Annotated in this window: 21 protein-coding genes and 1 pseudogene; 15 read left to right on the forward strand and 7 right to left on the reverse strand. The window is 42.0% G+C overall.

Annotated features, from left to right (window positions below; all coding sequences use genetic code 11):
* Positions 1 to 145 precede the first annotated feature (145 nt).
* From FVA69_RS02190 to arnT, 5 genes are all read left to right on the forward strand, one after another.
* A complete protein-coding gene (locus tag FVA69_RS02190) occupies positions 146 to 601 on the forward strand; it encodes a regulatory protein RecX (protein ID WP_164528333.1) in 456 nt (151 codons plus the stop codon).
* Positions 602 to 853: 252 nt separating this feature from the next.
* Positions 854 to 2,212 (forward strand): anaerobic C4-dicarboxylate transporter DcuC, encoded by a 1,359-nt coding sequence (gene dcuC / locus FVA69_RS02195; protein WP_004915139.1) that lies wholly within the window; start codon positions 854 to 856, stop codon positions 2,210 to 2,212.
* A 275-nt stretch (positions 2,213 to 2,487) separates the two neighbouring features.
* The gene (locus FVA69_RS02200; RefSeq protein ID WP_004915136.1) at positions 2,488 to 3,747 is read left to right on the forward strand and encodes an aromatic amino acid transport family protein; all 1,260 of its coding nucleotides are present in this window, start codon (positions 2,488 to 2,490) and stop codon (positions 3,745 to 3,747) included.
* A 292-nt stretch (positions 3,748 to 4,039) separates the two neighbouring features.
* Positions 4,040 to 5,314, forward strand: a complete 1,275-nt coding sequence (locus FVA69_RS02205) for a bifunctional O-acetylhomoserine aminocarboxypropyltransferase/cysteine synthase (protein WP_164528334.1) — start codon at positions 4,040 to 4,042, stop codon at positions 5,312 to 5,314.
* A gap of 368 nt (positions 5,315 to 5,682) precedes the next feature.
* Positions 5,683 to 7,326 (forward strand): lipid IV(A) 4-amino-4-deoxy-L-arabinosyltransferase, encoded by a 1,644-nt coding sequence (arnT, locus tag FVA69_RS02210; RefSeq protein ID WP_109912613.1) that lies wholly within the window; start codon positions 5,683 to 5,685, stop codon positions 7,324 to 7,326.
* A gap of 65 nt (positions 7,327 to 7,391) precedes the next feature.
* Here the strand turns inward: arnT and FVA69_RS02215 are convergent, their stop codons facing one another.
* The 4 genes from FVA69_RS02215 to FVA69_RS02230 are packed head-to-tail and all read right to left on the reverse strand — an operon-like array spanning position 7,392 to position 12,230.
* Complete coding sequence (locus tag FVA69_RS02215) at positions 7,392 to 7,568, reverse strand: hypothetical protein (protein WP_164528335.1); 177 nt, start codon at positions 7,566 to 7,568, stop codon at positions 7,392 to 7,394.
* The gene (locus FVA69_RS02220; protein ID WP_109912612.1) at positions 7,565 to 10,669 is read right to left on the reverse strand and encodes a MexW/MexI family multidrug efflux RND transporter permease subunit; all 3,105 of its coding nucleotides are present in this window, start codon (positions 10,667 to 10,669) and stop codon (positions 7,565 to 7,567) included. The genes FVA69_RS02215 and FVA69_RS02220 overlap by 4 nt, the downstream gene beginning before the upstream one ends.
* Before the next feature lie 10 nt (positions 10,670 to 10,679).
* Positions 10,680 to 11,789, reverse strand: a complete 1,110-nt coding sequence (locus FVA69_RS02225; protein ID WP_109912611.1) for an efflux RND transporter periplasmic adaptor subunit — start codon at positions 11,787 to 11,789, stop codon at positions 10,680 to 10,682.
* A 12-nt stretch (positions 11,790 to 11,801) separates the two neighbouring features.
* Complete coding sequence (locus FVA69_RS02230; protein ID WP_164528336.1) at positions 11,802 to 12,230, reverse strand: DoxX family protein; 429 nt, start codon at positions 12,228 to 12,230, stop codon at positions 11,802 to 11,804.
* 99 nt (positions 12,231 to 12,329) lie between these two features.
* On the opposite strand from FVA69_RS02230, the gene soxR reads away from it, so the two are divergent.
* The 5 genes and pseudogenes from soxR (at position 12,330) to FVA69_RS02255 (ending at position 16,294) form a co-directional block, all read left to right on the forward strand.
* Complete coding sequence (gene soxR / locus FVA69_RS02235) at positions 12,330 to 12,827, forward strand: redox-sensitive transcriptional activator SoxR (protein WP_109912609.1); 498 nt, start codon at positions 12,330 to 12,332, stop codon at positions 12,825 to 12,827.
* Positions 12,828 to 13,169: 342 nt separating this feature from the next.
* Positions 13,170 to 14,816, forward strand: coding sequence for a Na+/H+ antiporter (locus tag FVA69_RS02240; RefSeq protein ID WP_004915075.1), 1,647 nt, complete (start codon positions 13,170 to 13,172; stop codon positions 14,814 to 14,816).
* A gap of 378 nt (positions 14,817 to 15,194) precedes the next feature.
* On the forward strand, positions 15,195 to 15,527 hold the full coding sequence (locus FVA69_RS21595; protein WP_164528337.1) for an AAA family ATPase: 333 nt from the start codon (positions 15,195 to 15,197) through the stop codon (positions 15,525 to 15,527).
* Positions 15,445 to 15,898 (forward strand): annotated as a pseudogene (locus FVA69_RS02250) (fimbria/pilus outer membrane usher protein); the annotation flags it as partial. The gene FVA69_RS21595 and the pseudogene FVA69_RS02250, both read left to right, overlap by 83 nt.
* Positions 15,899 to 15,997: 99 nt before the next feature.
* The gene (locus tag FVA69_RS02255; RefSeq protein ID WP_425262878.1) at positions 15,998 to 16,294 is read left to right on the forward strand and encodes a hypothetical protein; all 297 of its coding nucleotides are present in this window, start codon (positions 15,998 to 16,000) and stop codon (positions 16,292 to 16,294) included.
* Between the two features lie 24 nt (positions 16,295 to 16,318).
* Here FVA69_RS02255 and FVA69_RS02260 read toward each other — a convergent pair whose 3' ends face one another.
* A complete protein-coding gene (locus FVA69_RS02260; RefSeq protein ID WP_004915063.1) occupies positions 16,319 to 17,092 on the reverse strand; it encodes an AraC family transcriptional regulator in 774 nt (257 codons plus the stop codon).
* A gap of 192 nt (positions 17,093 to 17,284) precedes the next feature.
* Here FVA69_RS02260 and FVA69_RS02265 point away from each other — a divergent pair, with 192 nt between their 5' ends.
* The 5 genes from FVA69_RS02265 (at position 17,285) to FVA69_RS02285 (ending at position 22,462) form a co-directional block, all read left to right on the forward strand.
* Positions 17,285 to 19,702 (forward strand): DMSO/selenate family reductase complex A subunit, encoded by a 2,418-nt coding sequence (locus FVA69_RS02265; RefSeq protein ID WP_164528338.1) that lies wholly within the window; start codon positions 17,285 to 17,287, stop codon positions 19,700 to 19,702.
* Positions 19,699 to 20,337, forward strand: a complete 639-nt coding sequence (locus tag FVA69_RS02270) for a DMSO/selenate family reductase complex B subunit (protein WP_164528339.1) — start codon at positions 19,699 to 19,701, stop codon at positions 20,335 to 20,337. Before FVA69_RS02265 ends, FVA69_RS02270 begins: the two co-directional genes overlap by 4 nt.
* Positions 20,334 to 21,233, forward strand: a complete 900-nt coding sequence (locus tag FVA69_RS02275; RefSeq protein WP_123382763.1) for a dimethyl sulfoxide reductase anchor subunit family protein — start codon at positions 20,334 to 20,336, stop codon at positions 21,231 to 21,233. Before FVA69_RS02270 ends, FVA69_RS02275 begins: the two co-directional genes overlap by 4 nt.
* A 34-nt stretch (positions 21,234 to 21,267) precedes the next feature.
* Entirely contained in the window at positions 21,268 to 21,834 is a 567-nt protein-coding gene (locus FVA69_RS02280; RefSeq protein WP_164528340.1) for a molecular chaperone TorD family protein, read from the forward strand.
* 205 nt (positions 21,835 to 22,039) lie between these two features.
* The gene (locus FVA69_RS02285; RefSeq protein ID WP_004915049.1) at positions 22,040 to 22,462 is read left to right on the forward strand and encodes a DoxX family protein; all 423 of its coding nucleotides are present in this window, start codon (positions 22,040 to 22,042) and stop codon (positions 22,460 to 22,462) included.
* A gap of 86 nt (positions 22,463 to 22,548) precedes the next feature.
* Here FVA69_RS02285 and FVA69_RS02290 read toward each other — a convergent pair whose 3' ends face one another.
* Together FVA69_RS02290 and FVA69_RS02295 are read right to left on the reverse strand one after the other, a co-directional pair.
* Entirely contained in the window at positions 22,549 to 23,343 is a 795-nt protein-coding gene (locus FVA69_RS02290; RefSeq protein ID WP_164528341.1) for a nucleotidyltransferase domain-containing protein, read from the reverse strand.
* Between the two features lie 26 nt (positions 23,344 to 23,369).
* On the reverse strand, positions 23,370 to 24,596 hold the full coding sequence (locus FVA69_RS02295) for an RtcB family protein (RefSeq protein WP_117163018.1): 1,227 nt from the start codon (positions 24,594 to 24,596) through the stop codon (positions 23,370 to 23,372).
* Positions 24,597 to 24,598 lie beyond the last annotated feature (2 nt).

A 24,598-nucleotide genomic window follows, 5' to 3' on the forward strand; every position in this document is an offset into this window, starting at 1 on the left:
TGACTGCACTTAGCCAGCCGAATCAAATACTTATGTATGCTCATCGGTCTGTCTTCGCTTGTCGCCTACATGCAACGTAGAGTACAAAGGTTTATGTTAGACTGGGCGCGCAATGCGCCCAATTTAATGATGAAAGTTTAACGCCATGAATGAATCCGAGCTTTACCAATATGCCTTATTTATGCTTTCCCGCCGTGATTACGGTAAAGCTGAGCTATTTGCCCGTATGAAACGGCGTATGTATGAAAAAAATGAAGGCATTATTGACGAGCCTTTAATTGAATTGGTGCTTGAGCGGTTAAGTGAGCAACATTTTCTTGATGATGACCGTGTTGCAGGGCTATTAATGCAAGGTTATCTGCGCAAGGGATACGGCCCATTGCGGATAAAACAAGAAATGCGGCAGAAAGGTTTTCCTGAAACGATTGTGGAAAAGCATTTTGCTACTTTAGATATAGATTGGTTTGAAAAGGCTGCATGGGTGCGCAGTAAGAAGTTTGGGGATAGTATTCCTAAAGATTTTAAAGAAAAAAGTAAGCAAATTCGTTATCTGCAATATCGCGGTTTTTTTGGTGATATGATTTATGAGTTATTTAGTTAATCAATTTTCCTCTTTAATGTGAAAAACATTGCATAGCTAAACAAAGCTGATTTTCCTATTCTTTATTAATATTTGGGGCTATCAGCTGTAAATGGGTAGCTAAAATAGATTTTTTATTTATTTCTCTTGTGTTTTAACGCATTTCTATATTAAAAATCATCTGCTGACATGATCATTGTCAGTGAATTTTGCTTAATAATTAGGCAGAGTAATTTTTTTATAATTACAAAATAAGACAGGCAGGAGAAATAAATGATTGAGCTCTTAATCGGCGTTATTGTCGCCATTGGAGTTGGGCGTTATATCATAAAAGGATATTCCGCAACGGGAGTGTTAATGACCGGGGGTATTTTACTTCTGATCATTACCGCTATTATGGGAAAAAGTATTTTACCAGGTTCTGTTCCGACGACGGGGTGGCGTGTAACAGATATTTTGGAATACATAAAATTCCTATTAATGAGCCGTGGTGGCGACCTTGGGATGATGATCATGGTGCTATGTGGGTTTGCATCTTATATGACTCATATTGGGGCGAATGATGTCGTAGTGAAAATCGCATCTAAACCATTAAAAATGATCAATTCACCTTATTTGTTGATGGTTGCTGCTTATATTGTGGCATGTTTGATGTCGCTAGCCGTTTCCTCTGCAACTGGCCTTGGGGTATTACTGATGGCGACGCTATTCCCTGTCATGGTGAATGTCGGGATCAGTCGTGGTGCAGCTGCGGCAATCTGTGCGTCACCAGCGGCAATTATTTTAGCGCCAACGTCTGGTGATGTTATCTTAGCGGCAAAAGCAGCCGAAATGCCATTAATCGACTTTGCATTTAAAACAACTTTACCGATTTCTATCGCGGCAATTGTGGCCATGTCAATCGCCCACTTTTTCTGGCAGCGTTATCTCGACAGAAAAGAAAATGTCACAACTGAAATGTTAGATGTTAATGAAATTAAAACTCATGCACCTGCTTTCTACGCTATTTTACCTTTCACACCGATTATTGGTGTTTTAGTGTTTGATGGCAAATGGGCGCCTGAATTGCATATTGTTACTATTATTGTTGGCTGTATTATTTTGGCAGCAGTCATTGAATTTATTCGCAGTTTCAGCGCTAAACACGTCTATAGTGGCTTAGAAGTTTGTTATAAAGGCATGGCAGAAGCATTTGCAACGGTCGTGATGTTATTAGTGGCAGCAGGGGTGTTTGCACAAGGTTTAAGCACCATTGGCTTTATTAAAGGGCTAATTGACCTTGCTCAATCATTCGGTTCAGGCGCTATAGTGATGATGATCGCACTGGTGGTGATCACGATGTTAGCCGCGATGACAACGGGGTCGGGTAATGCACCATTCTATGCATTCGTTGAGCTAATTCCTCACTTAGCAAAACAAATGGGGGTCAATCCGGCTTACTTAGTGATCCCAATGCTGCAAGCCTCTAACTTAGGTCGGACTTTATCGCCTGTATCAGGGGTTGTCGTGGCCGTGTCTGGTATGGCTAAAATCTCTCCGTTCGAAGTGGTGAAAAGAACGTCCATTCCAGTATTAGTTGGATTGGTTGTGGTCGTGATTGCGACAGAAATATTAGTGCCTGTCTATCTGTAAAACTTCAGTTTCTCAGATAAAAAAAGGGCTGAATGAATCATTCAGCCCTTTCTCGAATTAAAAATTAAATACTTTATATCTAAAATTTACTCTTTTAATTAATTGCGAAATTATTTATTTACAGAATAATTACGTGGCATTTGTTTTTTTACGTTATTAACGAGATCTACACCAAAAAGTTGAAAAAAATAGCGTAATTAAATTAGGTACTACTGCTCATTTAATGCAAAATCTGCACATCTTATTTTAATAACGTTAATGATGAAGAACACAAGATGAGCACAATTGAAAAAGCAGTAGTCGCAGTAGATAAACCTGCCAGTAAGTGGACCTATAAGGATTTTACTTGGGTACTTTCTTTATTTGGAACCGCTGTTGGCGCAGGTGTTCTATTCCTGCCAATTAAAGCCGGTGCCGGGGGGTTTTGGCCATTAGTCGTATTGGCAATAATTGCCACTCCAATGATTTGGCTGGCCCATAAAGGGTTAGCTCGCTTTGTTTTATCTTCAAAAAATCCAAATGCGGATATTACCGACACGGTCGAAGAGCATTTTGGTAAAATAGGCGCAAATATTATTACCTTTGCCTATTTTTTTGCTATTTACCCTATCGTATTGATTTACGGTGTGGGTATTACAAATACGGTTGATTCGTTTCTTGTCAATCAACTAGGTATAGATCCACTACCACGATGGTTATTGTCTGGCGTGCTGATTGCTGCAATGACTGCTGGGGTGGTATTTGGTCGTGACCTGATGTTAAAGCTCACGTCTCTAATGGTTTACCCTTTGGTCTTCATTTTATTAGCTTTATCATTGTATTTAATTCCTGAATGGAATATGTCAATGCTAGAGGTGGCACCAGACTGGAGTTCAATGCCAGTGGTTGTTTGGATGGCGATCCCCCTTATCGTATTTTCATTTAACCATAGCCCAATCATCAGCCAATTCACCAAAGACCAGCGCCAACAATTCGGCAATAATGCTATTGTGAAAACAGATATGATCACTGGCGGGGCCGCATTAATGCTGACTGGCTTTGTAATGTTTTTTGTTTTCTCTGTGGTGCTATCATTAAGCCCAGCTGAACTTGCTGTTGCTAAAGAACAAAATATCAGTGTGTTATCACATATCGCAAATATCAATCCATCGCCAATCTTGTCTTATTTAGGGCCGATTGTTGCCTTTGCTGCGATTGTATCGAGTTACTTTGGCCACTTCTTAGGGGCTCACGAAGGTTTAGTTGGGTTAATTAAGTCTCGTTCTTCTTTTTCTGTAAAGAAAATTGAAATGGCATCCATGCTGTTTATTGTGATTACAACGTGGATTGTGACTATTCGTAACCCAAGTATTTTAGGCATGATTGAAACGATGGGGGCGCCAATGATTGCCGCTATTCTGTTTATTCTGCCTGTTGTGTCGATGAATATTGTTCCTGCGATGAAGAAATTTAGCACGTCAAAACCTGCACAAGTTTTCACCTTTATTTGTGGGTTAGCATCTATTACTTCTGTTATTTATGGCGCTTTCTTGTAGTTATAAATAAAGTTATATAAGAAACAAAGCCATGACCTGTATGGGTTGTGGCTTTTTTTATATCAATACGAAATAGGTTATAAGGATAGACATTGATATAACTAATTTTTAAGCTGAAAGGGTGATAATCACCATTGTCGTATCTATCTATGTGAAATAATTTCAAGTTCAATTAGTTGCTCGATATGACGTCTTAGGTAATATCTAGAGTTATCACAGAATCATAACAACATAATTATGAACCTCCTCTGGCAATTGCATTTTTTCCAGTGTGTCGTAACAAGGATAACGAATGAAATTAGAAACATTATCGATTCACGCGGGTTACTCTCCTGATCCTACAACCAAGTCTGTTGCCGTACCGATTTACCAAACGACTTCTTATGCTTTTGATGACACTCAGCACGGTGCTGATCTCTTCGATTTAAAAGTCGCGGGTAACATTTACACGCGAATTATGAACCCAACGAATGATGTTCTAGAGCAGCGTGTTGCTGCCCTTGAAGGCGGTGTGGCAGGGTTGGCTGTTGCTTCTGGAATGGCGGCAATTACTTATGCGATTCAAACAGTCGCACAAGCTGGGGACAACATTGTTTCCGTGGCAAAATTATATGGCGGAACATACAATTTACTTGCCCACGCTTTGCCACGCTTAGGAATTGAAACCCGTTTTGCAGAGCACGATGATTTAGCAGCGCTTGAAGCGCTTATTGATAACAAGACTCGAGCCGTATTCTGTGAGTCAATTTCAAACCCAGCGGGTTTTATTGTGGATATTGCTGCACTCGCTGAAGTTGCACATCGCCATGGTGTGCCTTTGATTGTCGATAATACCGTAGCGACCCCATATTTATGTCGCCCATTTGAACATGGGGCGGATATCGTGGTTCATTCATTGACTAAGTATATTGGCGGCCATGGTACATCACTGGGTGGAATGGTTATTGATTCAGGTAAATTCCCATGGGCAGAGTATCCAGACCGTTTTTCATTATTGATAGAGCCTGACGTGGCTTATCATGGTGTAAGCTATACTGAACATTTTGGCGCCGCTGCCTTTATTGCGCGTTGCCGTGTTGCCCCACTGCGCGGAACGGGTGCTGCATTGTCACCATTTAATGCGTTTTTAATTCTACAAGGGTTAGAAACTCTCGCGTTAAGAATGGATAGACATACTGAAAATGCACTAAAAGTTGCGAATTACCTCGAAAATCACCCTCAAGTGGAATGGGTGAAATATGCAGGGCTACCGAGCAACCCTGAACATCATTTAGCACAGAAATATATGAACGGTAAACCTGCCAGTATTATGTCGTTTGGTATTAAAGGTGGCCAAGAAGCTGGAGCTCGCTTTATTGACGCTTTGAAACTGATTGTGCGGTTGGTGAATATTGGTGATGCTAAATCACTAGCTTGCCACCCTGCATCAACGACGCATCGCCAGCTCAATGACGCAGAATTAGCACAAGCCGGGGTTTCCAGAGATATGATTCGTTTATCAATTGGCATAGAACATATTGATGATATTTTAGCCGACCTTGAACAAGCGTTATCTGCGGCCAAATAGCTTTACTTGGTATGAATAATAACCGGTTATGGTGAATACCCTGACCGGTTTTTGTTTATAAACTGCCGTACACTTTTTTGTATTAATGACTAATATTAAGAACGAATTAAATTTTCACCTTATTTTTAAATACTGAACTATTCTTTAAACACTCAGTCTTATTATTTGATTCTTATCTCTTTTTGTATATGAATTGTAGTATTCATTTATTGATTGTTTATATACAGTGACCTTTCTACCAACTAACGTTCGATTTGTTTAAATGAGGTTTAATTGCCATAACGATAATAGCTAAATAAAAAGAAAGTGTTTTTCAAATGAACTAAATAAAATTATTAAATATTAATAACAAGAATGGTTGAGATGAGATGATTATGGCAAACAATAAAGTTGCCTACCTTAAATGGTGCCTGTTATTCGGTTTTGTCCTAGTAACCTATTTTTTACCATTAAACGGTAGGTTATTGTGGCAACCGGATGAGCTGCGGTATGCAGAAATTAGTCGGGAATTAATTATTAGTTATAACTGGAGCGTTCCTGAACTTTTAGATATTCGTTATTTTGAGAAGCCTATTTTTGGTTATTGGGTAGGGGCTATTTTCCAAATGTTATTTGGTGAAAATAACATTTCTGTTCGCCTTGGCGTAGTATTTAGTACATTAGTCAGTGGGCTATTTGTGTATCTCAGTGCCAAAATGGCTTGGAAAAACTCACGTCTCGCTTTCAACGCGGTGTTTATTTATCTTTCAATGTTGATGGTCTTTACCATCGGCACCTACAATATTCTTGACCCCATCGTGACAGCATTTATCACTATGGTGATTTTCTTTTTTCAATGGGGGTTAACGACAAAATACTTCTCTCATAAATTATTCGCCTTCATGATGATGGGGGTAGCCTGTGGGTTAGGCGTATTAACAAAAGGCTTTCTTGTTTTAGTGCTGCCTTTACTGGTGTGTTCAGTAACTGCCATCTACTTTAAGCAATTCAAAGAAGTGTTTGTTTTCTCTTTTGTTTCGCTATTTACTGCTTTTGTCGTGTGCTTACCTTGGGCTTTTGTGATTGCCAGCCGTGAGCCTGATTTCTGGAACTATTTCTTCTGGGTTGAGCATATTCAACGTTTTATGGCGAATAATGCACAAAATAAGTCCCCATTTTGGTTTTATATCCCTATTTTACTCGCTGCGGTATTACCTTGGCTGGGGTACCTTTTTGGCGCACTACGCCACGCATGGCAGCAAAAAGGGTTACATATTTATTTTCTGATGTGGTTTATTGCGCCATTTGTGTTTTTCAGTATCACTAAAGGAAAATTACTGACCTACATTTTGCCTTGTATTGCACCTATTGCCATTCTTATGGCGGCCTACATTGAAAAAATTCTCACTGAGAGAAAAACACTGCCTATTCGCTTGAATGCATTGATTAACACACTAATTGGTGGCGCTATTGCTGGGGGAATTATTGTTTCTGCTTATTACCCTAAACTGAATGTGTTTCAGGCCGATGAAAGTGAAAAATTATGGTTAGCTGCGGGAGCCTTTATTTTTTGGTTATTGGTTGCCTTGGTCTCTTTCAAGCAACGGTTTTGGTATTTAGCCGCAGTGTGTACGGTGGCAATTAGCTTAACGGTAGGGCATGTGATCCCATCTCGTATTGCCAGTAATAATACTCCGCAAGAGGTGATTGCGAAATATCATCACCAATTAGCTGATAAATCTGTATTGTTAACCAATAATGTAGGCCTCGGTACCGCATTGGCATGGGTACTTAAACGTAGTGATATTACAATGCTTCACCAAACTGGGGAATTAGGCTACGGGCTCAAATACCCAGATGCCGCTAATCGGTTTTATAGCTTAAAACAGCTACCTGACTTATTAAAAAACTACCATTATAAAGATGTGGCGGTGGTCGTAGAAAGTTCTCAGCGTGAATTATTGGATGCATTACCCGGCAATCCAATTATTATTCGGGAAGGTAATCTTGTTTTAGCTTTTTACGAAGGCTAATAGAGTACTTTGTCATGTTGTTTGATAATAGCCGCCAAACCTAAATGGTTTGGCGGCTATTTACATTAGCGGGTAGGCTTACCTAAGGTATTCGGGTACGAGGTGGCATGGTTTTTTTCCGGACCTGCGGGGAGACCATGATAAATTAATAGCATTGCCATGCTATTGCTCATCGTATTCACTTCCACTTCGTTGACTGTACGGTTGTTACGTTGATGACGGCTAGCTAACGTATTTCTCATTGGGACGTCTCCTCAGTTTCTTTGATTAGGCGATTCGCTTCGGCAAGCTCATAGCGCCTTGGGGTTAGTGCGGTTGCACTGTGATTACGGGCTAGTAAGGTATAAATGGTCGGTAAAACAAACAGGGTAAACAATGTGCCAACTAACATACCGGTGACTATCACTAAGCCTAAGCCAAAGCGACTATTCGCTCCTGCTCCAGTGGCGAATAGCAGCGGAACTAAACCAATCACCATTGCCGCAGTTGTCATTAATATTGGGCGTAAACGAATTTGTGCTGCTTTGAGAATGGCATGTCGTCTATCTAGTCCTTCATTGGCTTGTAATTCATTGGCAAACTCAACCATCAATATTCCGTGTTTACTGATTAAGCCAATTAATGTGACTAAGCCGATTTGGGTGTAAATATTCAATGTCGCATAGCCAAGTGCCAATGGAATCAACGCACCACAAATTGAAAGTGGAACAGTAATCAAGATAATCAATGGGTCGACTAAACTTTCATATTGTGCCGCTAAGACTAAGTAAATAATGATGAGCGCCGCCATAAAGGCAAAGGCGAGGGTGTTACCTTCTTGTTTATATTGGCGCGAATCGGATTGCCAGTCATGGCTAAAACCGGCGGGTAGTTCATTGGCAATATCATCTAAATAGGCAACGGCTTGGCCTAACGTGACACCCGGGGCGGGTATTGCTTGGAAAATTGCTGCATTCTGCTGATTAAATTGCGTGAGTTTATTTGGTTCAACTTGGGTATTGATATCGACCACCGTTGACAGTGGGATCAGAGGTCCCGCTTCTGATTTCACATAATGGCGTGAAAGGGCTTCCGGTGTTAAGCGTTGGCTACGAATACTTTGAGGGATCACATCATAGGAGCGGCCATCCATCCCAAAGCGGTTAATATAGTTTTCTCCCACTAATAAGGTCAGTGATTCGCCGATATCTTGCATGCGAATGCCTAAGCTATTCGCTTTTGAACGGTTAATACGGACTTCTACTACAGGATTGTTATAGTCAAGGTCACTATCTACCACCATAAATAGGCCGCTTTCACGTGCTTGTTGCTTGATCTCTTCCATGGTTTTGTAGAGTACCGAATAATCCTGTGGGCTTCTGAGAACCATTTGGATTGGTAAGCCACCCGTTGAACCTGGTAAAGCGGGTAATTGGAAAACGAAAATACTGTTCCCCTCGACATCACCCACGCGTCCTTGTAAGTCCCCTTGGATCTCAGATGCGGCACGGTCACGCTGTTCCCATGACGTCAAGTTGGTTCCCCCAAAGCTGGCGGAAGGGCCATCGGTTCCGTTAATAATCCAAGTACTTTCCGTTTCCGGTAATTCCATGAAAACATCATGTAACTTACGCGAAAAGCGTTCTACATACTCGAGGTTAGCGTGTTGAGGAGATTTGATTGCCGTTAATACGCTGGATTGGTCTTCCACAGGAGCTAATTCACGAGGGGCAGATTGATAAAGCAGTGGTAAGCTAATGAAGACACCAATGGCAATAACACCTGTTAACCAACGGTTTTTCAAAGAGAAATTCAATACAATGGTATAGTAATGGGCTAAGGTAGAAAAGAAGGTTTCTGCCATACGCGCCATACGCCCTTCATTTTGTTTTGAGTTCAACATAAAAGAGCTCATCACAGGGGAAAGGGTTAATGCCACAATACCGGAAACAATAACTGCACCGGCCAAGGTGAGTGCGAACTCTTTAAATAAAGCTCCTGTTAAACCTGACATTAGCCCTATTGGCGCATAGACTGCAGCCAAGGTGATTGTCATTGCGATAACGGGCCCCGCTACTTCACGAGCCCCAATTAAAGCCGCTAAAACCGGTGATTTCCCTTCTTCAATATGGCGATGGACGTTTTCGACGACCACGATAGCATCATCGACAACCAGACCAATCGCTAATACCATGGCGAGTAATGTCAGTAAGTTAATACTAAACCCAAATGCCATCATCAGTGCGGCTGCACCTAACATTGATAGCGGAATAGCTAAAATTGGGATGATTACGCTGCGAATTGAACCTAAACACAGGTAAATAACAACGATAACAATCAATAGTGCTTCAATTAATGTGCTAATAACTTGGTCAATAGACGCTTTAATAAAGCGCGAAGTTTCAAATGCCATTTCCACTTTGACACCGGGCGGCAATGTTTTGGTGATGTCAGGCATCAATTGATTCATACCGTCAACGATTACCAGTGGGTTACCGGTTGGTGTGGCAAACAAACCAAGGTAAATCGCAGGCTCACCATTCATTAAACCACTGGTTTCTGTGGAAGCGGCTCCTAGCTCAATGGTTCCCACATCTTTTAAACGTACTAATCCATTGCCGTCGTTGCGGATCACTAAATCACGAAACTCATCGACATTAGTGAGGTCGGTATTAACATAAACATTAGAAATAACGAACTCGCCTTTGACTTTACCGGGAGCCGCCTGGTAGTTGTTTTGGCGAACCGCTTGCGCAACATCGGCAGCGGTTAGACCTCGGCCGGCTAATTTATCGGCATCAAGCCATAAACGCATCGCCAACTGTTGCCCACCAAAAACTTGAACTTTGGCGACGCCGTCAATTGAGGAATACATTGGCTCAATGACGCGTGAGATATAATCTGTCAAGGCAGGAATGGATAGATTGGTACTGGAAAAACCGATATAAGCAACCGCAGTGGATTCCCCAGAGGAAAGCTCAATCACAGGGTCATAAGCTTCTTTCGGTAATTTATAACGAACTTGGTTCACCTTCGCCATTACTTGTGCAAGGGCTTGAGTGGAGTCTCGGTTAAGTTCCATTCGTACGGTGACAAGGCTGCTTCCTTGCACAGAAGAAGAAGACAAATAGTCGACACCTTCTACAGAGGAAACCGCTTGTGCGATGGGTTGTGTCACAAAGCCTTGCATCAATTTAGCTGATGCGCCAGGGTATTGCGTGGTAATGGTGATCGTCGAGCTTTCAAGTTGTGGATATTGGCGAATAGGCAGCTTACTCAGCGCAAATAAACCAATTAACACAATCAAAGCACTGACTACGAGAGCCAGAACAGGTCGGCGAACAAAAATATCAGTAAATTTCATTACGCCTTCCTTATGAACCTTGAGCTGTGTTAGCGACAGGTTCAGACAATGTATCTTGGGCAACAGGGGTGACTGCAGAGCCGTCGTTTAAGCGTAATTGCCCAGACGTGACGACTTTATCGTTAGCACTTAAGCCGTGTTCTATTTCAATTTTGCCATCCCAACGTTGTCCCGTTTTTACGGACACTCGCTTAACGGTCATCGCATCGCCTTCACCTTGCGTAATAAACACAGTATCGCCATAGGCGGTATAAGTGACTGCGGTTTCTGGGATCGTAATGACTTCATTACTGGCTTGGCGTACCACATTCACGTTGGCGTACATTCCTGCTTTTAGGGTGCCATCACTATTTTCCAGTGTGGCTTGCAGGGCGATAGTGCGTGATTTTCCAATGAGTGGGTCAATTGCAGTAATACGGGCTGGAAATGTTTTATTGGGATAAGCATCAACTGTAATATCAACAATTTGGCCTTGATGCAGTTCCGGTGAGGCTTGTTCATCTAAAGAGAAATTGAGCTTTAAGGTTTGGGTATCCACCAAGCTGGCAATGGCTTCGCCGGGGTTTAAATATTGTCCTTCATGGACTTGGCGAATACCTATCGTTCCGTCGAATGGCGCTCGGATCGTTTTTTGTGCAATTAATGCTTGGGTTTGACGGATTAGGCCTTGGGCAATATCACGTTCAGCACGAGTGCTATCTACTTGAGCCTCTGCCACTAAATGTTGCGCAGATAATGAACGGGTTCTTTCGTATAAGCGAGCCGCATTGCGCAACTGTGCTTGGTAACGTGATAAATCCGCTTGTTCAACGGCATCATTGAGCTGCACTAATAATTGGCCTTTTTTGACTTGCTGGCCAGATTCAAATGCAATTTTCGTAATACGACCATTGGTTTCTGCCGCGACCAACACTTGGCTGCCAGCTTCTAACTCACCCACACCGTAAAAGGTACGAGGCGCAGTATCTAAGCTAACAGGAGCCAATGCCACTTTTACTGGTGGATATTGGTAAGCTGCTTGTTCGTCTTCCTCGTTTTGGGCATAGGTCGAATAAATCGCGCTACCCGCCCCAACAGCGATTAAAACGGAACAAAGTGTCATTATTGTTTTTTTATTCATTAAATTTTCCTTCTATTTCTGCGCTTTTAACGCGAAATAAAGACCTCGAAAATGCCCTGCAATGGCGATAGCAATTAAGCCCCCAATAACAGCGATATGCTCAATTGCCCAAAACATTGCAATTTGAGCTTGTTCCCCCGTGTAGCTCCAAAAGGTGTGGACAACCACAATTGTGAGGAACAAAAACACGGCTAGCGCCCCAGTTCCAAGCCATAAAAGACGGTTAAATAGCACAAGAACTGAGCCAATTAACATGACAGCAGCAGAAGCAATGTTGAAAAACCAATCTGGGTGAAGACCCGCGGCACGCATTCCGGCCAGACTATTTTCATAATCAAAAACTTTGGCTAAACCAGATGAAATAAATAAAACCAAGATGAGTAAGCGAGCAATAATCCATAAGCTATTGCTTTCTAACATTTTGGTAATCACCGATGGCATAAACCTATCCCCTTTTAAAAAGTAACCTCAATTGACAAACTAGCAGGGTGGCACTATAAAACCTTAAGTTAAGTTGAGGTCAAGCAAAGGTGAGATAAAATGGCGGACAAAGACACAAAAACGATAAAACCTCAGAAAAGCGAGGGAAAAAAAATTGATTTTACGCGGGCACTAACGGTGGGCGAAGTGGCAAAACGCTCGGGAGTACCTGTTTCTACAGTCCATTTTTATGAATCAAAGGGACTCATTCAAAGTACTCGAACTCAAGGGAATCAGCGACGATTTCACTCTGTTGTACTGCGTTATATTGCCATTATTAAAGTCGCACAAAGTACAGGGATCCCATTACATGAAATTCAAGAGGCATTAGGGCGTTTTCCTGCAAATAGTGCGCTAACTTCAGAACAATGGCAGGAGATGTCGACACAATGGCGTAAATCTTTAGATAAGCGTATTCGGCAACTGACGCGTTTACGTAATGAATTGGATAACTGTATTGGTTGCGGCTGCTTATCATTAAGTGATTGCCCACTGCGTAACCCTGATGATGTCCTTGGTCGGAAAGGTCCTGGTGCCCGTATTTTAGAACGTCCATAAGCTCTTTTATTAAAACCCGCACTTTTCATTATTTGGATGGCCACTGTTTAACGTGGCTATTTATCTAGATATATCATTAAGTAATGATGGTTTAATTCTATTTTTAACGGTAAGGCATAACTTATTGTTGAGATGGAGTTTTAATCGTTATTTACCAAATTGATAAATAAATTTTTTATTGACAACTCAAGTAGATAGTATTTTTGTAACTTAATGATAGATAGGCTATTTCTTAAATTTATTGTTTTTGTATCAGATGATTAATTGCCACTTTACATTGATTCAATTTATCTATTTACTGCATAACTGGTAATTAATGATTAGCTAAATATGGAGCAATCAATGTCAGTAGTGACACTTGTACTCGTTTTTTTATTAGCCGTTGTTGTGAGCGTTTTTGTTTCACGACTGCTCAAAGATATTATTCCATTACCCCTAATACAGATAGCACTGGGGGCTGGCTTGTCTTTATACGGTTTTACGGTTGAATTTGAACCTCATTTATTTCTGTTTTTATTTATTCCACCTTTATTGTTTCTTGATGGCTGGCGTATTCCTAAAGAAGCCTTATTTCAAGAAATTAAACCAATCATGTCGTTAGCCATAGGTTTAGTGGTGGTTACGGTTATTGGTATGGGGTTCTTTATACATTGGTTAATTCCGGCCATTTCTTTAGCTGTTGCTTTTGCCTTGGCTGCTATTTTGTCGCCAACAGACCCTGTTTCGGTGTCTGCAATGACCGTCAATTCCCCATTACCATCGCGAATGGCGCATATTCTAGAAGGGGAGTCATTGCTGAATGATGCAACGGGTCTGGTGTGTTTCAGTTTTGCGGTGGTCGCTGCGCTAACAGGCACATTTTCCCTTGCTTCAGCGGCGGGGCAGTTTGTATTAGTGGCTTTTGGCGGAATTTTAATTGGTTTGCTGGTGGCTTGGGCAATTGGCTGGTTAAACCAATTGCTAGTTAAGCGCACTGGGGAAGAACCTGCTATTCAAATTATGATCAGTTTATTGATGCCATTTACGGCTTACTTATTAGCTGAACATTTACATGTTTCCGGTATTTTAGCCGCAGTGGTTGCCGGTATTGCCATGCACTATGAAAAAATTGCAGGGCGTATGCAAGCCGCAACACGTATGCAAAGTAAAGCGGTGTGGGATACTGTACAAACTGCGTTGAACGGGATGATTTTCATCTTGTTAGGCGAGCAGTTACCCGGTATGTGGACAAATATGCCTGCTGTAGCAGAGGCCGCGGGTGCAAGCCATCCTTGGATGCTATTTGTTTATGTGGCAATCATTACTGTGGCCTTGGCGGTTTTACGGTTTAGCTGGGTGTGGATCTCGATGACTCTAACGGTCTTCCATAAACGCCGTCGTGGTAAAGAAGCCGATGTTATGCATATTCGTATGATGGCAGTGATGGCGACAGCGGGAGTGCGTGGAGCGATTACGTTAGCGGGTATTTTAACATTACCTTTATTGATGCCAGATGGTTCATTATTTCCGAATCGTGACGTGGCTATTTTCTTAGCAATGGGGGTGATTTTATGTTCATTACTGATTGCCAGTATTGCACTGCCTATTTTAACTAAAGGACTGGTACAAGACTTACCTTATGATAATGACGAAATTCGAGCGCGTTTAGCCTTAAATGAAGCCGCAATGGCACATTTACGTGAATTGATGAACCACCCATCGGATGATATGGATGAAATTGCCATGCGTACTGAGGTTGGGGCACAATTGTTAGAAATTTATGGTAGACGACTCGATAACTCAGATGAAACTGAGTCAGATGTGTATGATTTACATAAGATGATTGATATGGAACGCGAGATGTCCAAGTCAGCATTAAAAGCAAAACGGGACGCGTTATATCAAATGCGTAAAAGTAAAAATATCAATGAAAGGGTGTATCACCGTTTACGTGATGAACTTGATTTAAAAGAAGAAACACTTAATCATCATAAAAATGGTAAACATTAATTAGTGAAATAAAAGGCCTGAATTTTATTCAGGCCTTTTATTTATGCCCATAATTCAACTAAGTTTGACAATTTGTATTGACCACTGATAGGTTGGTTATAATTCCATTTGGGAAATTTATATGTCACAGGGTGTCGTTAGCTTAAACATTATTATTACCATCACTTAGTGGTGGGGATATGCGACATCCTAAACCCGCCAGATAAGGCGGGTTTTTTGTTCTTATCTGGTTAACACTTCAGTAAGGAACGATTTATGACTTTAGTAGAAGCATCATCATTATTAGAAAATCAACCTCGTTTGCATTTTCTTTGTGGGAAAATCGCTTCAGAGAAATCGATATTAGCGAAACGACTGGCTAACTAGCCTCGGACTATTTTGCTTTGTGAAGATGAGTGGCTTGCTGCACTTTATCCTAATGAACTTACTGAATTAGTTTACTATATTGAGAAAAGTGCTTTAGTGAAGCAAGTATTAGAAGGTCATATCAAGCAATTGATACAGGCGGGAAATAATATTGTGATGGATTTTCCTGCTAATACACCATTGCAACGGCAATGGTTAAGATCATTGGCACAGTCATCTGATGTACCTTATGTATTTCATGTTTTGCAAGTAAGCAATTTGGGGAGCTTGGCGCTTACGTGGGGATTACAGTACATCTTATCAGAAGCAACGGGGGGATTACCCTCAAGAGAAACACAACTTTGATTTTACTCGTCTTTATGCATTTACTTCATTGAAAGATAGCGCTTCAATTTTTACCGTGGGAGAAAATTATCTTTATTCGGATATTTTTGAATCTTGGCAATATACTGGTTTTTCTTTAGAAAGTGATGACCGCATGCTACCGCCTAAATTAGCGGGGGTATGCACCTGAAATTATTGGTATGGCAAACACTAATGCAATTGTGATTGTTCGCAGTCAAGAATGTATTATTTCTGAAACAGCCGTTCCTCCAGAGCCATTTCGCATTCAAACACTCGATAGCGGCATCCGTGGTGTATTGGATGTGACGGTACGCGAAGAAAATGGCGAAGAGAGTAAATTTAGTATTAGTACCGCCTCGTTACCTCAGTTAAATGTAAAAGCGATGTGTTCCACGCAAACGAGCTCTGGATAGGCTAGCACGGTCAATTTACGGCATGGCCAATTAAGTCGTATTCATTATGATAGCTTGGTGAGTGAAAGCATCAGGTATACATGCAAATTTGCAACCTTAACGAAGGTAAGATTGCGGTTAGACTATGCCACCGATAGCGACCCGCAAAAGCGGTTGCCGATGAAAGATGCTTCAAATAAAACGATTAACAGTCAGTTAGAAATTGTGGATGAGCAAACTGGGGCGGCAGGCACAGACATTCGTGTGGGAATTCAGTCAGAGCATACGATTCAGATACGTAGTCGTATTCAAGGAGCTAATGCAGACGCAGGAAGCTATCAAGGGTCTGCATGGTTAATCGCCACATTTGATTAAATTGGGTTTTTGAATGGTTAGATATCATCCACCAATTTTCTGAATAAAACTGGATGGACTTTGCCCTAACCATTTTTTAAACATAGTCGAAAAAGACCCAACACTGCTGTAGCCTAAATCAAATGCAACCTCGGTAATGGATTTACCCGCAGAAATATGGGTAATAGCACTTAATAAGCAAGCTTGCTGCCGCCAGTCTGAGAAAGATAGCCCCGTTTGAGCGCCAAAAAAACGGCTAAATGAACGCTCACTTTTATGTAATTTAGCGGCCCATTCCTGTGGTAATGAGGTGATTTGTGGGGCTTTTAGGAATTCCCTGCACAACTGGGCTAAATGTTCATCCCGTGGGATGGGCGCGTAGAAAGGCAGGGGTTCTGCTTGTGCAATTTCATGCAAAATCAATTGGTACATTACCCCATCACGGCCATTTAAATCATATTCAATCGGGGTATCAACCGCTTCAAGCAATAATTGACGAAGTAAGGGAGAAACCCTGAGTACTTCGCACTTATTTCCTCTACGAGGAGCCGCTTTGGGCTCAATGTATAAACTACGTGTACTGACATTCAACATGCGGGTTTCATGAGGGGTATTACAGGGGATCCAAACCCCGCTATCAGGCGGGATGACCCATTCACCATCTGCAGTACTGACTTCAATCAATCCTGTTGCGCCATATAAAAACTGGGCACGGCGGTGGACGTGAGAATCGAGTAACACGTTTGGTAGGTAATCAGTACCGATAGCTAACACATCACGTGGAGTGGCATCGACAGTTTTTAGAGGAATATTTCGCATAGGAATTTATCTTGGCTGAGATTCAAAAATTATTATCTATCTTCTGAATATAGGCAATTTTTATTGACATAACCACATGTTTTATATGGTTGGCTGAAATTCCAATGTGTTTGGCGGCTTTTCGAAAGTTGGCAAACCGGGAAATGATTACTCTAGCGCGGCAACCTAATGTATGCCAGAGGTAGAGTTATCATGGAAAATTATCACGATCGGGCAGATAGCAAGAGTCTGATTAAACCCTTAACCCGTCGTCGGTTTATTCAAGGCAGCTCTGCGCTCATGGCTGTCCCCTTTATTGCCACAAACACGGTCGCATCGACACCAGAAAACCCGAATATCATCCCAACCACAATGCTACAAAATGAAGGTGAGCGAGTGGTTTCTACCTGTAGTAGTTTTGACTGTGGTGGCAAATGTGATATTCGAGCACATGTTAAAGAAGGGGTAGTAACCCGAATTAGTACCCGCCCAGATGCCGATTTAGATGAAGAGATGCCCATCATGCGTGCTTGCGTACGCGGCCGCAGTTATCGGAAATTTGTTTATCACCCAAATCGCTTGAAATACCCAATGAAAAGAGTGGGTAAACGTGGTGAGGGGCGCTTTGAGCGCATTAGCTGGGAAGAAGCGACGACATTGATTGCCGACAATATGCAGCGTATCAACGAGCAATATGGCCCTGCCTCGCGCTTTGTTAGCCTCAGTACTGGAGTGACTGGAGGCATTTTCTCTGGTGCGAATATGCTACGCCGTCTATTTAATATCACGGGGGGCTTTCTGGAGAATTACCATTCAGTGAGTAACGGCAATACCATGGCGGTCACACCTTATACCTATGGCACATCAGCCAGTGGTAGCACCTTAGACACGCTCGAAGATACGCCATTGGTGATTCTGTGGGGGCATAATCCTAACGAAACCATTTTTGGTCATACGAATCATTATTTTCAAAAAATGAAGAAAAATGGCACTAAATTCATTGTTGTCGATCCGCGTTATTCAGATACCGCATCGTCATTAGCGGATCAGTGGATCCCTATTTTACCGACTACAGACAATGCGATGATGGATGCCATGATGTATGTGATCATCAGTGAGGGCCTGCATGATCAAACCTTTATCGATAAATTCACTGTTGGTTTTGATGAGCACCAGATGCCCGAAGGCATACCCGAAAATGAGTCATTGATGGCGTATTTGATGGGGAAAAAAGATGGAATAGTGAAAACTCCTGAATGGGCGGAACCCATTACCAAAGTACCCGCCGATACCATACGTCAATTGGCACGTGAATATGCCAACACCAAACCAGCGGTATTAATGCAAGGCTGGGGGCCTCAGCGTCATATCTGTGGTGAACGTTCCGCCCGAGGCGCGACCTTGTTGGCAACAATCACGGGTAATGTGGGTGTAAAAGGGGGATGGGCAGCAGGTTATGGCATGGCAGTCACGCCGGATCTCCGTAAAACTCTCGCGGGTCCTAGCTTATTTGACAACCCTGTGAAAGCGAAAATTAATATCACCAATTGGGTGCAGGCCTGTGAAAATAAAGATTTGGTAACGCCCAATAACGGTTTAAAAAACGCAGAAAAACTCGATACGGAAATCAAAATGATTTTTTCGTTAGCGGGTAACTATATGACCAACCAGAACCCCGATATTTTGCATGCCGCTAAAGTTCTGGAAGATGAAAGTAAAGTTGAGTTTATTGTTTACAGTGAATTATATATGACTCCCAGTGCCAAGTATGCCGATATTTTACTGCCTGAAACCAGTTTCTTAGAGCGTTGGAATGTGGGTGGCACATGGGGAACGGGTAATTATATTATTTTATCTGAAAAAGTCGTCGAGCCTGAATTTGAGCGCCGTAGTGACTATGAATGGTTACGCGACGTGGCTGAAAAACTCGGTGTTGACGAAAAATTCAGTGAAGGCCGTACAGAAAAACAGTGGATTGAGTATTTAGTCAATGACGCTCATCAAAAACGCCCGGAAGATGGCATTCCAACCTTTGATGAGCTGCTGGTTAAGCGCCGCCATTTGTTAAAACACAAACCGCATGTGGGCCATGTCGCCTTCGAAAAAAATATTAACGATATCGAGAATAACCCGTTTGAAACACCATCCGGAAAAATTGAAATTTTTTCTCAGCGCCTTTATGAGCGTAATGACGTGGACATCCCTGCTTTATCTCATTATGTGCCTGCCATTGAGGGGCCGGAAGATGAACTAGCTTCCCGCTATCCATTGCAATTAATCACTTGGAAAGGTCGTAATCGTGCCAATTCAACGCAATTTGCTAACCCGTGGTTACAAGAAGTACAGCGCCAAGAGTTATGGATCAATCCTATCGATGCCAAAAGACGAAATATCACGGATGGGGAGCGGGTCAAAGTGAATAATGACCGCGGTATCACCATGGTACCGGTCAAAATCACCCAGCGCATTATGCCTGGTGTTGTTGCTTTACAGGCAGGAGCGTGGTGGCAACCTGATGAAAATGGCATTGACCAAGGCGGTTGTGCGAACGTTTTAACATCTTCCCGCAGTACAGCAATGGCACATGGAAATGCCCATCAAACCTTATTGGTGGAGGTAAGCAAAGCATGAGTAAATTTCAGGTTTATCCCGCGATTAGTGACAAACAGCTTGGCTTTTATATTGACTCTGCCCGTTGTTCCGGTTGTAAAGCCTGCCAAGTGGCGTGCAAAGATAAAAATAACCTCGACGTGGGTCGCAAATATCGTCGTGTATACGAAGTCGCTGGTGGTGAGTTTATTGAAAATGGCACAGGGGGGCTGATGAATAACGTCTTTGCCTATACGTTGTCCATTTCATGCAACCACTGTGCCGACCCAATGTGCGTGAAAAATTGCCCGACGACAGCCATGCACAAGCGTGAAGGGGATGGCATTGTGATGGTCAATACAGATAAGTGTGTGGGCTGTGGAACCTGTGCGTGGTCTTGCCCGTATGGTGCACCGCAAATGAACCCTGAAACCAAGCAAATGTCGAAATGTGATTTTTGTATTGATTTACAACTAAAAGGGGAACAGCCCGTCTGCGTCGCCACTTGCCCACTAGGAGCCATTCAATTTGGCCCAATTGATGAATTACGACAACGTTATGGGGAGCTAGCGGATGTCCGAGGATTACCAGACTCATCGATTACCCACCCAAATTTAGTGATCCATCCACATCTTGGGGCGGGTCGTACACAAGACTCACAAGGAGAAGCCAAATGAATGAATGGCCACTGTTATTATTCACATTTTTAATGCAAACATCCATTGGGTTGAGTGTGATGTTAGCGCTTTTTGCAAACAAATTATCGGCGAATTTAACGGGCAAAACGCACGCACAGTTTTTGCTGTGGTATGTATTTGTCGCCTGCGTATTTGCGGGTATCGGTTTATTGTCCTCAATCACCCACTTAGGGGTTCCTTTAAATGCGCCTAACTCACTGCTGAATATTTTTTCATCGTGGTTAAGCCGTGAAGTGGTATTCACCGCTACCTATTTTGCTTTTCTCGGGCTGACTTTCCTATGGTTATGGCTCAAAAAGGAATTGTCATATTTGCTACTTGGCTTGGCCATTATTGCAGGGCTATGCGATGTGTATGCCATGGCTTCAATCTATCGTTATACATCAATGTTAACGTGGATGAATGATAATACGTATTTGATGTTCTACGGCACCATGTTTACTGCGGGAGCTGCTGGGTATTATTTATTAATCAATTTGTTATTGCGTTTTAACATCGGAGCCGTAGAGACTCAGATATCAACTCGTGGGTTATGGATGTTATGGGCGGTGATTGGGGTTAGCTTACTGGTTCGTTTAGCTTATCAGCCTACCTATGAAAGTTACTTGGTTCACACTAGCTATAATAATGAATCCATTACATTTCCTATCGACTCTATCCATGCTTACCAAGGGATTTGGTCACTGCGTATCACGAGTTGGGTAGTTGGAATATTGGCGGTGATGGTATTGGGATATGGGTTGTTTCGTCATATACGACAAACGGCGAATGGGGTTATGACTTCGAGCAGTAAAGGATATTTAGTGGTTGGTTGTACAGCGGCGATGGTTGCTGAGTTTATGCTGCGTTACTGTTTTTACACGATCCACATATAGATAACAGCGTATTGCTTAGGAAATTATCTTTTTTATGATCCATTTTTCACACTATGCAGCCGCGTTTAATATTTTAGGCACGTGCTATTTATTTTCACCCAATGATGATGCAAGCCATTATGCAATAAGCTTTTTCAAGTTAAATGACTTCACATCTCAGTGGCCTTGTAAAATCAGTACTTCGCTTAGCGAACGGATTTCGGCATCGCTAAATATTGAGATTGCGGCACTGCATACTCAGTGGACGGATTTGTTTATTGGACCTGAAGCATTACCCGCCCCGCCATGGGGCTCGGTATATCTTGACCCAGAGGGTGTTTTGCAAGGTTCTTCCACGGTGGCATTGAGTGAGTTTTTAAAACGGGAGCGTTTAAAAATACAGACTCGTTATCCAGAGCCCTCTGACCATGTTGGTTTAATGTTATTTCAAGCGGCAGTTTTGGCTTCACAAGTCAGGGAAGCCGCATTAAAAGAATTGTTGAATGACCATTTGGGAAGTTGGCTACCACAATTTTCTCAGCAATTAAATCGAACAAGCTATAGCCCATTCTATAATGCATTAACTGAATTAGCTCTGGTGACTGTCAGGTCGTGCTTGTAATATTATTCAATATTTTTGATTTTTAAATGGTTAATTAAACGTAATATTTGAATAGGTGAAAGGTTAACAAATTTTAATTAAATGAAAATTGATTTAGTTATAAGAAATGCAAATTAAAATGATTCTTACTTTATCTTTCTAAGCCATAATGCATTTTTAAGCCATACTACTTAATGATGTTTTGGATATCCATAGGGGGTATAAAGTGGTCAATTTATTAAATCGTTTGTTGTCCCATGAAGATGCTGGCAGGTTGTTATTGCGTCTTTCTGTTGGTGGGCTCATGTTGTTTCATGGTATGAGCAAATTAATGACTGGTGCGAGTGGTATTAAAGCGCTGCTGGCTTCTTATGGTTTACCTGAATTTATTGCTTATGGAACAATTCTAGGTGAAGTGGTTGCGCCTATTTTCATTATTTTAGGGATTTTAACTCGTCCATCAGCTTTATTAGTGGCTTTCACCATGGTGGTTGCATGGTTAATGATTGGGCTAGATAAAACATTTGTATTGGATAAAACCGGTGCATGGGCCATCGAAAGCCTAGTGTATTTCTTCTTGAGTGGTATTGCATTGGCATTTTTAGGTGCGGGTAAATATTCCATTATTAAAAACCCGAACTGGCGATAAACCTGTTTTTCTTTTGTGTTTGACATTGCTTTTGAAAAAAGACCATCAAAAAATTTCTGATGGTCTATTTTTTTGAAAAATACCTGTTAATGATTCTCTAACACGGTTTTACGAAAAAATTCATCTAATAAACGGCTGTCACGACAAGCAGGCTCAGGAAATTGCATGCGTTCTGCATTGGCTATGACTTCCAGAACGAGCTTATCAATAGCTGGGCGCCTTGCACCATAATCACTTTCAACCGCTTGGTGCTTTATAACCAGCAATTCATCTATCTCTGCGAGCACCTTGCTATCGGTGACTGTGGCCGTGACTAATTCAGAAAATGCCATTGGTGGCATGCTCTTGCTTGTTTCTATCCAACGCAAAGCTAATACTGCGCGTAGTAAATAAAAATATTTTTTTAATTTAATACGCTCGCCTTTAAAGTCAGTATGTAAATTACGCTTACTGATTGATAAGTAATGATAACGTGATTTTAACGGTGAATAAAATTGCGCCGCCAATTGCTCCAGTTGAGCAAAAAATATCTCATCTTTAAAATACACACTCGGTGAGTGCAGCCACTCTATTAATGCAGGGTTGGAATTACGCATTAGTTTCAGAGCTTTAGATAATTCCCAACCCGATATATCCAGCTCATCATCAATTGGCTTTTCTATCACATCGCGTTTCTTATCCAGCGTTAGATACCAGTCAAGTTTATGAACATAGATAAATCGAACATCATAGTCGCTATCGCGGGAGGCAAAGCCCCAACCGCGACTGCCGGATTCACATGCAAACAGTATTTTAACGTGATGAGTTTCTTCTATTTCTTTGAGTGTTTTCTCTATCCGTTCTCTCATTAGCACGGATACACTTTCATGGTCAGTTTCCATGCTTTTTCTCCTGTAACGTTTTATCGTTAACCCTTAACACATACCACTTGGCGTAGGGTATGAACAATTTCTACCAGTGATGATTGTGCTGCCATTACCGCGTCGATGTCTTTGTAGGCCATCGGTATTTCGTCAATCACATCACTGTCTTTTCGGCACTCAACATGGGCAGTCGCCATTTTTTGGTCGCTAACTGAGAAACGCTTTTTGGCTTCAGTTCGGCTCATTACACGGCCTGCACCGTGGCTACAGGAACAGAAACTTTCTTCGTCTCCTAACCCGCGCACGATAAAGCTTTTCGCCCCCATAGACCCTGGAATGATCCCCATTTGGCCTTTTCGAGCGGATACCGCACCTTTTCGTGTCACTAAAACGTCTTCACCAAAGTGCTGCTCTTTTTGCACATAGTTATGATGGCAATTTACAGCTTCTTGCTCTGTAATAAACGGTTTTGGAATTTCACGCGATAGTGCTTCTAACACGCGGTGCATCATCACTTCACGGTTATGGCGGGCAAAGTCTTGCGCCCAACCCACTGCTTCCATATAGTCATTAAAATGTACGCTTCCTTCTTCGAAATACGCGAGGTCTCTATCAGGTAAATTAGCAATATGCTGTTGCATATCTTTTTGCGCGAGTGTGATAAACAAGTTACCAATCGCATTTCCCACTCCGCGTGACCCGCTATGTAGCATCACCCATACACGGTCTTGTTCGTCTAAACACAGCTCAATAAAGTGGTTTCCCGTTCCCAACGTCCCTAAATGGTTATAATGGTTAGTTTGGCGCAGTTTTGGGTACTTATCGCAGATACGCTTAAACTCTGCATCTAAATGTGCCCAGTGGCTATCGACAATATCCGGTGTACGATGCCAAGCCCCTTTATCACGCCCATGTCGATGGGTGGTTCGACCGTGTGGCACTGCCGCTTCAATGGCAAAACGGATATTTTGCAGGCTATCCGGCAAATCCGATGCCGTTAAGGACGTTTTTACGGCAATCATTCCACAACCAATATCCACTCCAACCGCCGCAGGAATAATGGCCCCTTTAGTTGGAATCACGCTTCCAATGGTTGAACCTTTCCCCACGTGTACATCAGGCATCACAGCAAGGTGCTTGAAAATAAACGGCATTTTGGCGGTATTTTGTAGTTGTGTAACTGCTTTCGGGTCAACAGGAACCCCATTGGTCCACATTTTTACCGGTACGCCATTTTCTTGAGTTAATTCGTTGAATTTATTATTTATCATTA

Origin of the sequence: Providencia sp. PROV004, from assembly GCF_011045615.1 — a bacterium.
In the GTDB taxonomy this organism is placed as follows: domain Bacteria; phylum Pseudomonadota; class Gammaproteobacteria; order Enterobacterales; family Enterobacteriaceae; genus Providencia; species Providencia rettgeri.

Excerpts from the sequence above, each read along its gene's own strand:
- FVA69_RS02190 (WP_164528333.1), top strand. The coding sequence starts at position 146 with ATGAATGAATCCGAGCTTTACCAATATGCCTTATTTATGCTTTCCCGC.
- dcuC (WP_004915139.1), top strand. The coding sequence starts at position 854 with ATGATTGAGCTCTTAATCGGCGTTATTGTCGCCATTGGAGTTGGGCGT.
- FVA69_RS02200 (WP_004915136.1), top strand. The coding sequence starts at position 2,488 with ATGAGCACAATTGAAAAAGCAGTAGTCGCAGTAGATAAACCTGCCAGT.
- FVA69_RS02205 (WP_164528334.1), top strand. The coding sequence starts at position 4,040 with ATGAAATTAGAAACATTATCGATTCACGCGGGTTACTCTCCTGATCCT.
- arnT (WP_109912613.1), top strand. The coding sequence starts at position 5,683 with ATGATTATGGCAAACAATAAAGTTGCCTACCTTAAATGGTGCCTGTTA.
- FVA69_RS02215 (WP_164528335.1), bottom strand. The coding sequence starts at position 7,568 with ATGAGAAATACGTTAGCTAGCCGTCATCAACGTAACAACCGTACAGTC.
- FVA69_RS02220 (WP_109912612.1), bottom strand. The coding sequence starts at position 10,669 with ATGAAATTTACTGATATTTTTGTTCGCCGACCTGTTCTGGCTCTCGTA.
- FVA69_RS02225 (WP_109912611.1), bottom strand. The coding sequence starts at position 11,789 with ATGAATAAAAAAACAATAATGACACTTTGTTCCGTTTTAATCGCTGTT.
- FVA69_RS02230 (WP_164528336.1), bottom strand. The coding sequence starts at position 12,230 with ATGCCATCGGTGATTACCAAAATGTTAGAAAGCAATAGCTTATGGATT.
- soxR (WP_109912609.1), top strand. The coding sequence starts at position 12,330 with ATGGCGGACAAAGACACAAAAACGATAAAACCTCAGAAAAGCGAGGGA.
- FVA69_RS02240 (WP_004915075.1), top strand. The coding sequence starts at position 13,170 with ATGTCAGTAGTGACACTTGTACTCGTTTTTTTATTAGCCGTTGTTGTG.
- FVA69_RS02260 (WP_004915063.1), bottom strand. The coding sequence starts at position 17,092 with ATGCGAAATATTCCTCTAAAAACTGTCGATGCCACTCCACGTGATGTG.
- FVA69_RS02265 (WP_164528338.1), top strand. The coding sequence starts at position 17,285 with ATGGAAAATTATCACGATCGGGCAGATAGCAAGAGTCTGATTAAACCC.
- FVA69_RS02270 (WP_164528339.1), top strand. The coding sequence starts at position 19,699 with ATGAGTAAATTTCAGGTTTATCCCGCGATTAGTGACAAACAGCTTGGC.
- FVA69_RS02275 (WP_123382763.1), top strand. The coding sequence starts at position 20,334 with ATGAATGAATGGCCACTGTTATTATTCACATTTTTAATGCAAACATCC.
- FVA69_RS02280 (WP_164528340.1), top strand. The coding sequence starts at position 21,268 with ATGATCCATTTTTCACACTATGCAGCCGCGTTTAATATTTTAGGCACG.
- FVA69_RS02290 (WP_164528341.1), bottom strand. The coding sequence starts at position 23,343 with ATGGAAACTGACCATGAAAGTGTATCCGTGCTAATGAGAGAACGGATA.
- FVA69_RS02295 (WP_117163018.1), bottom strand. The coding sequence starts at position 24,596 with ATGATAAATAATAAATTCAACGAATTAACTCAAGAAAATGGCGTACCG.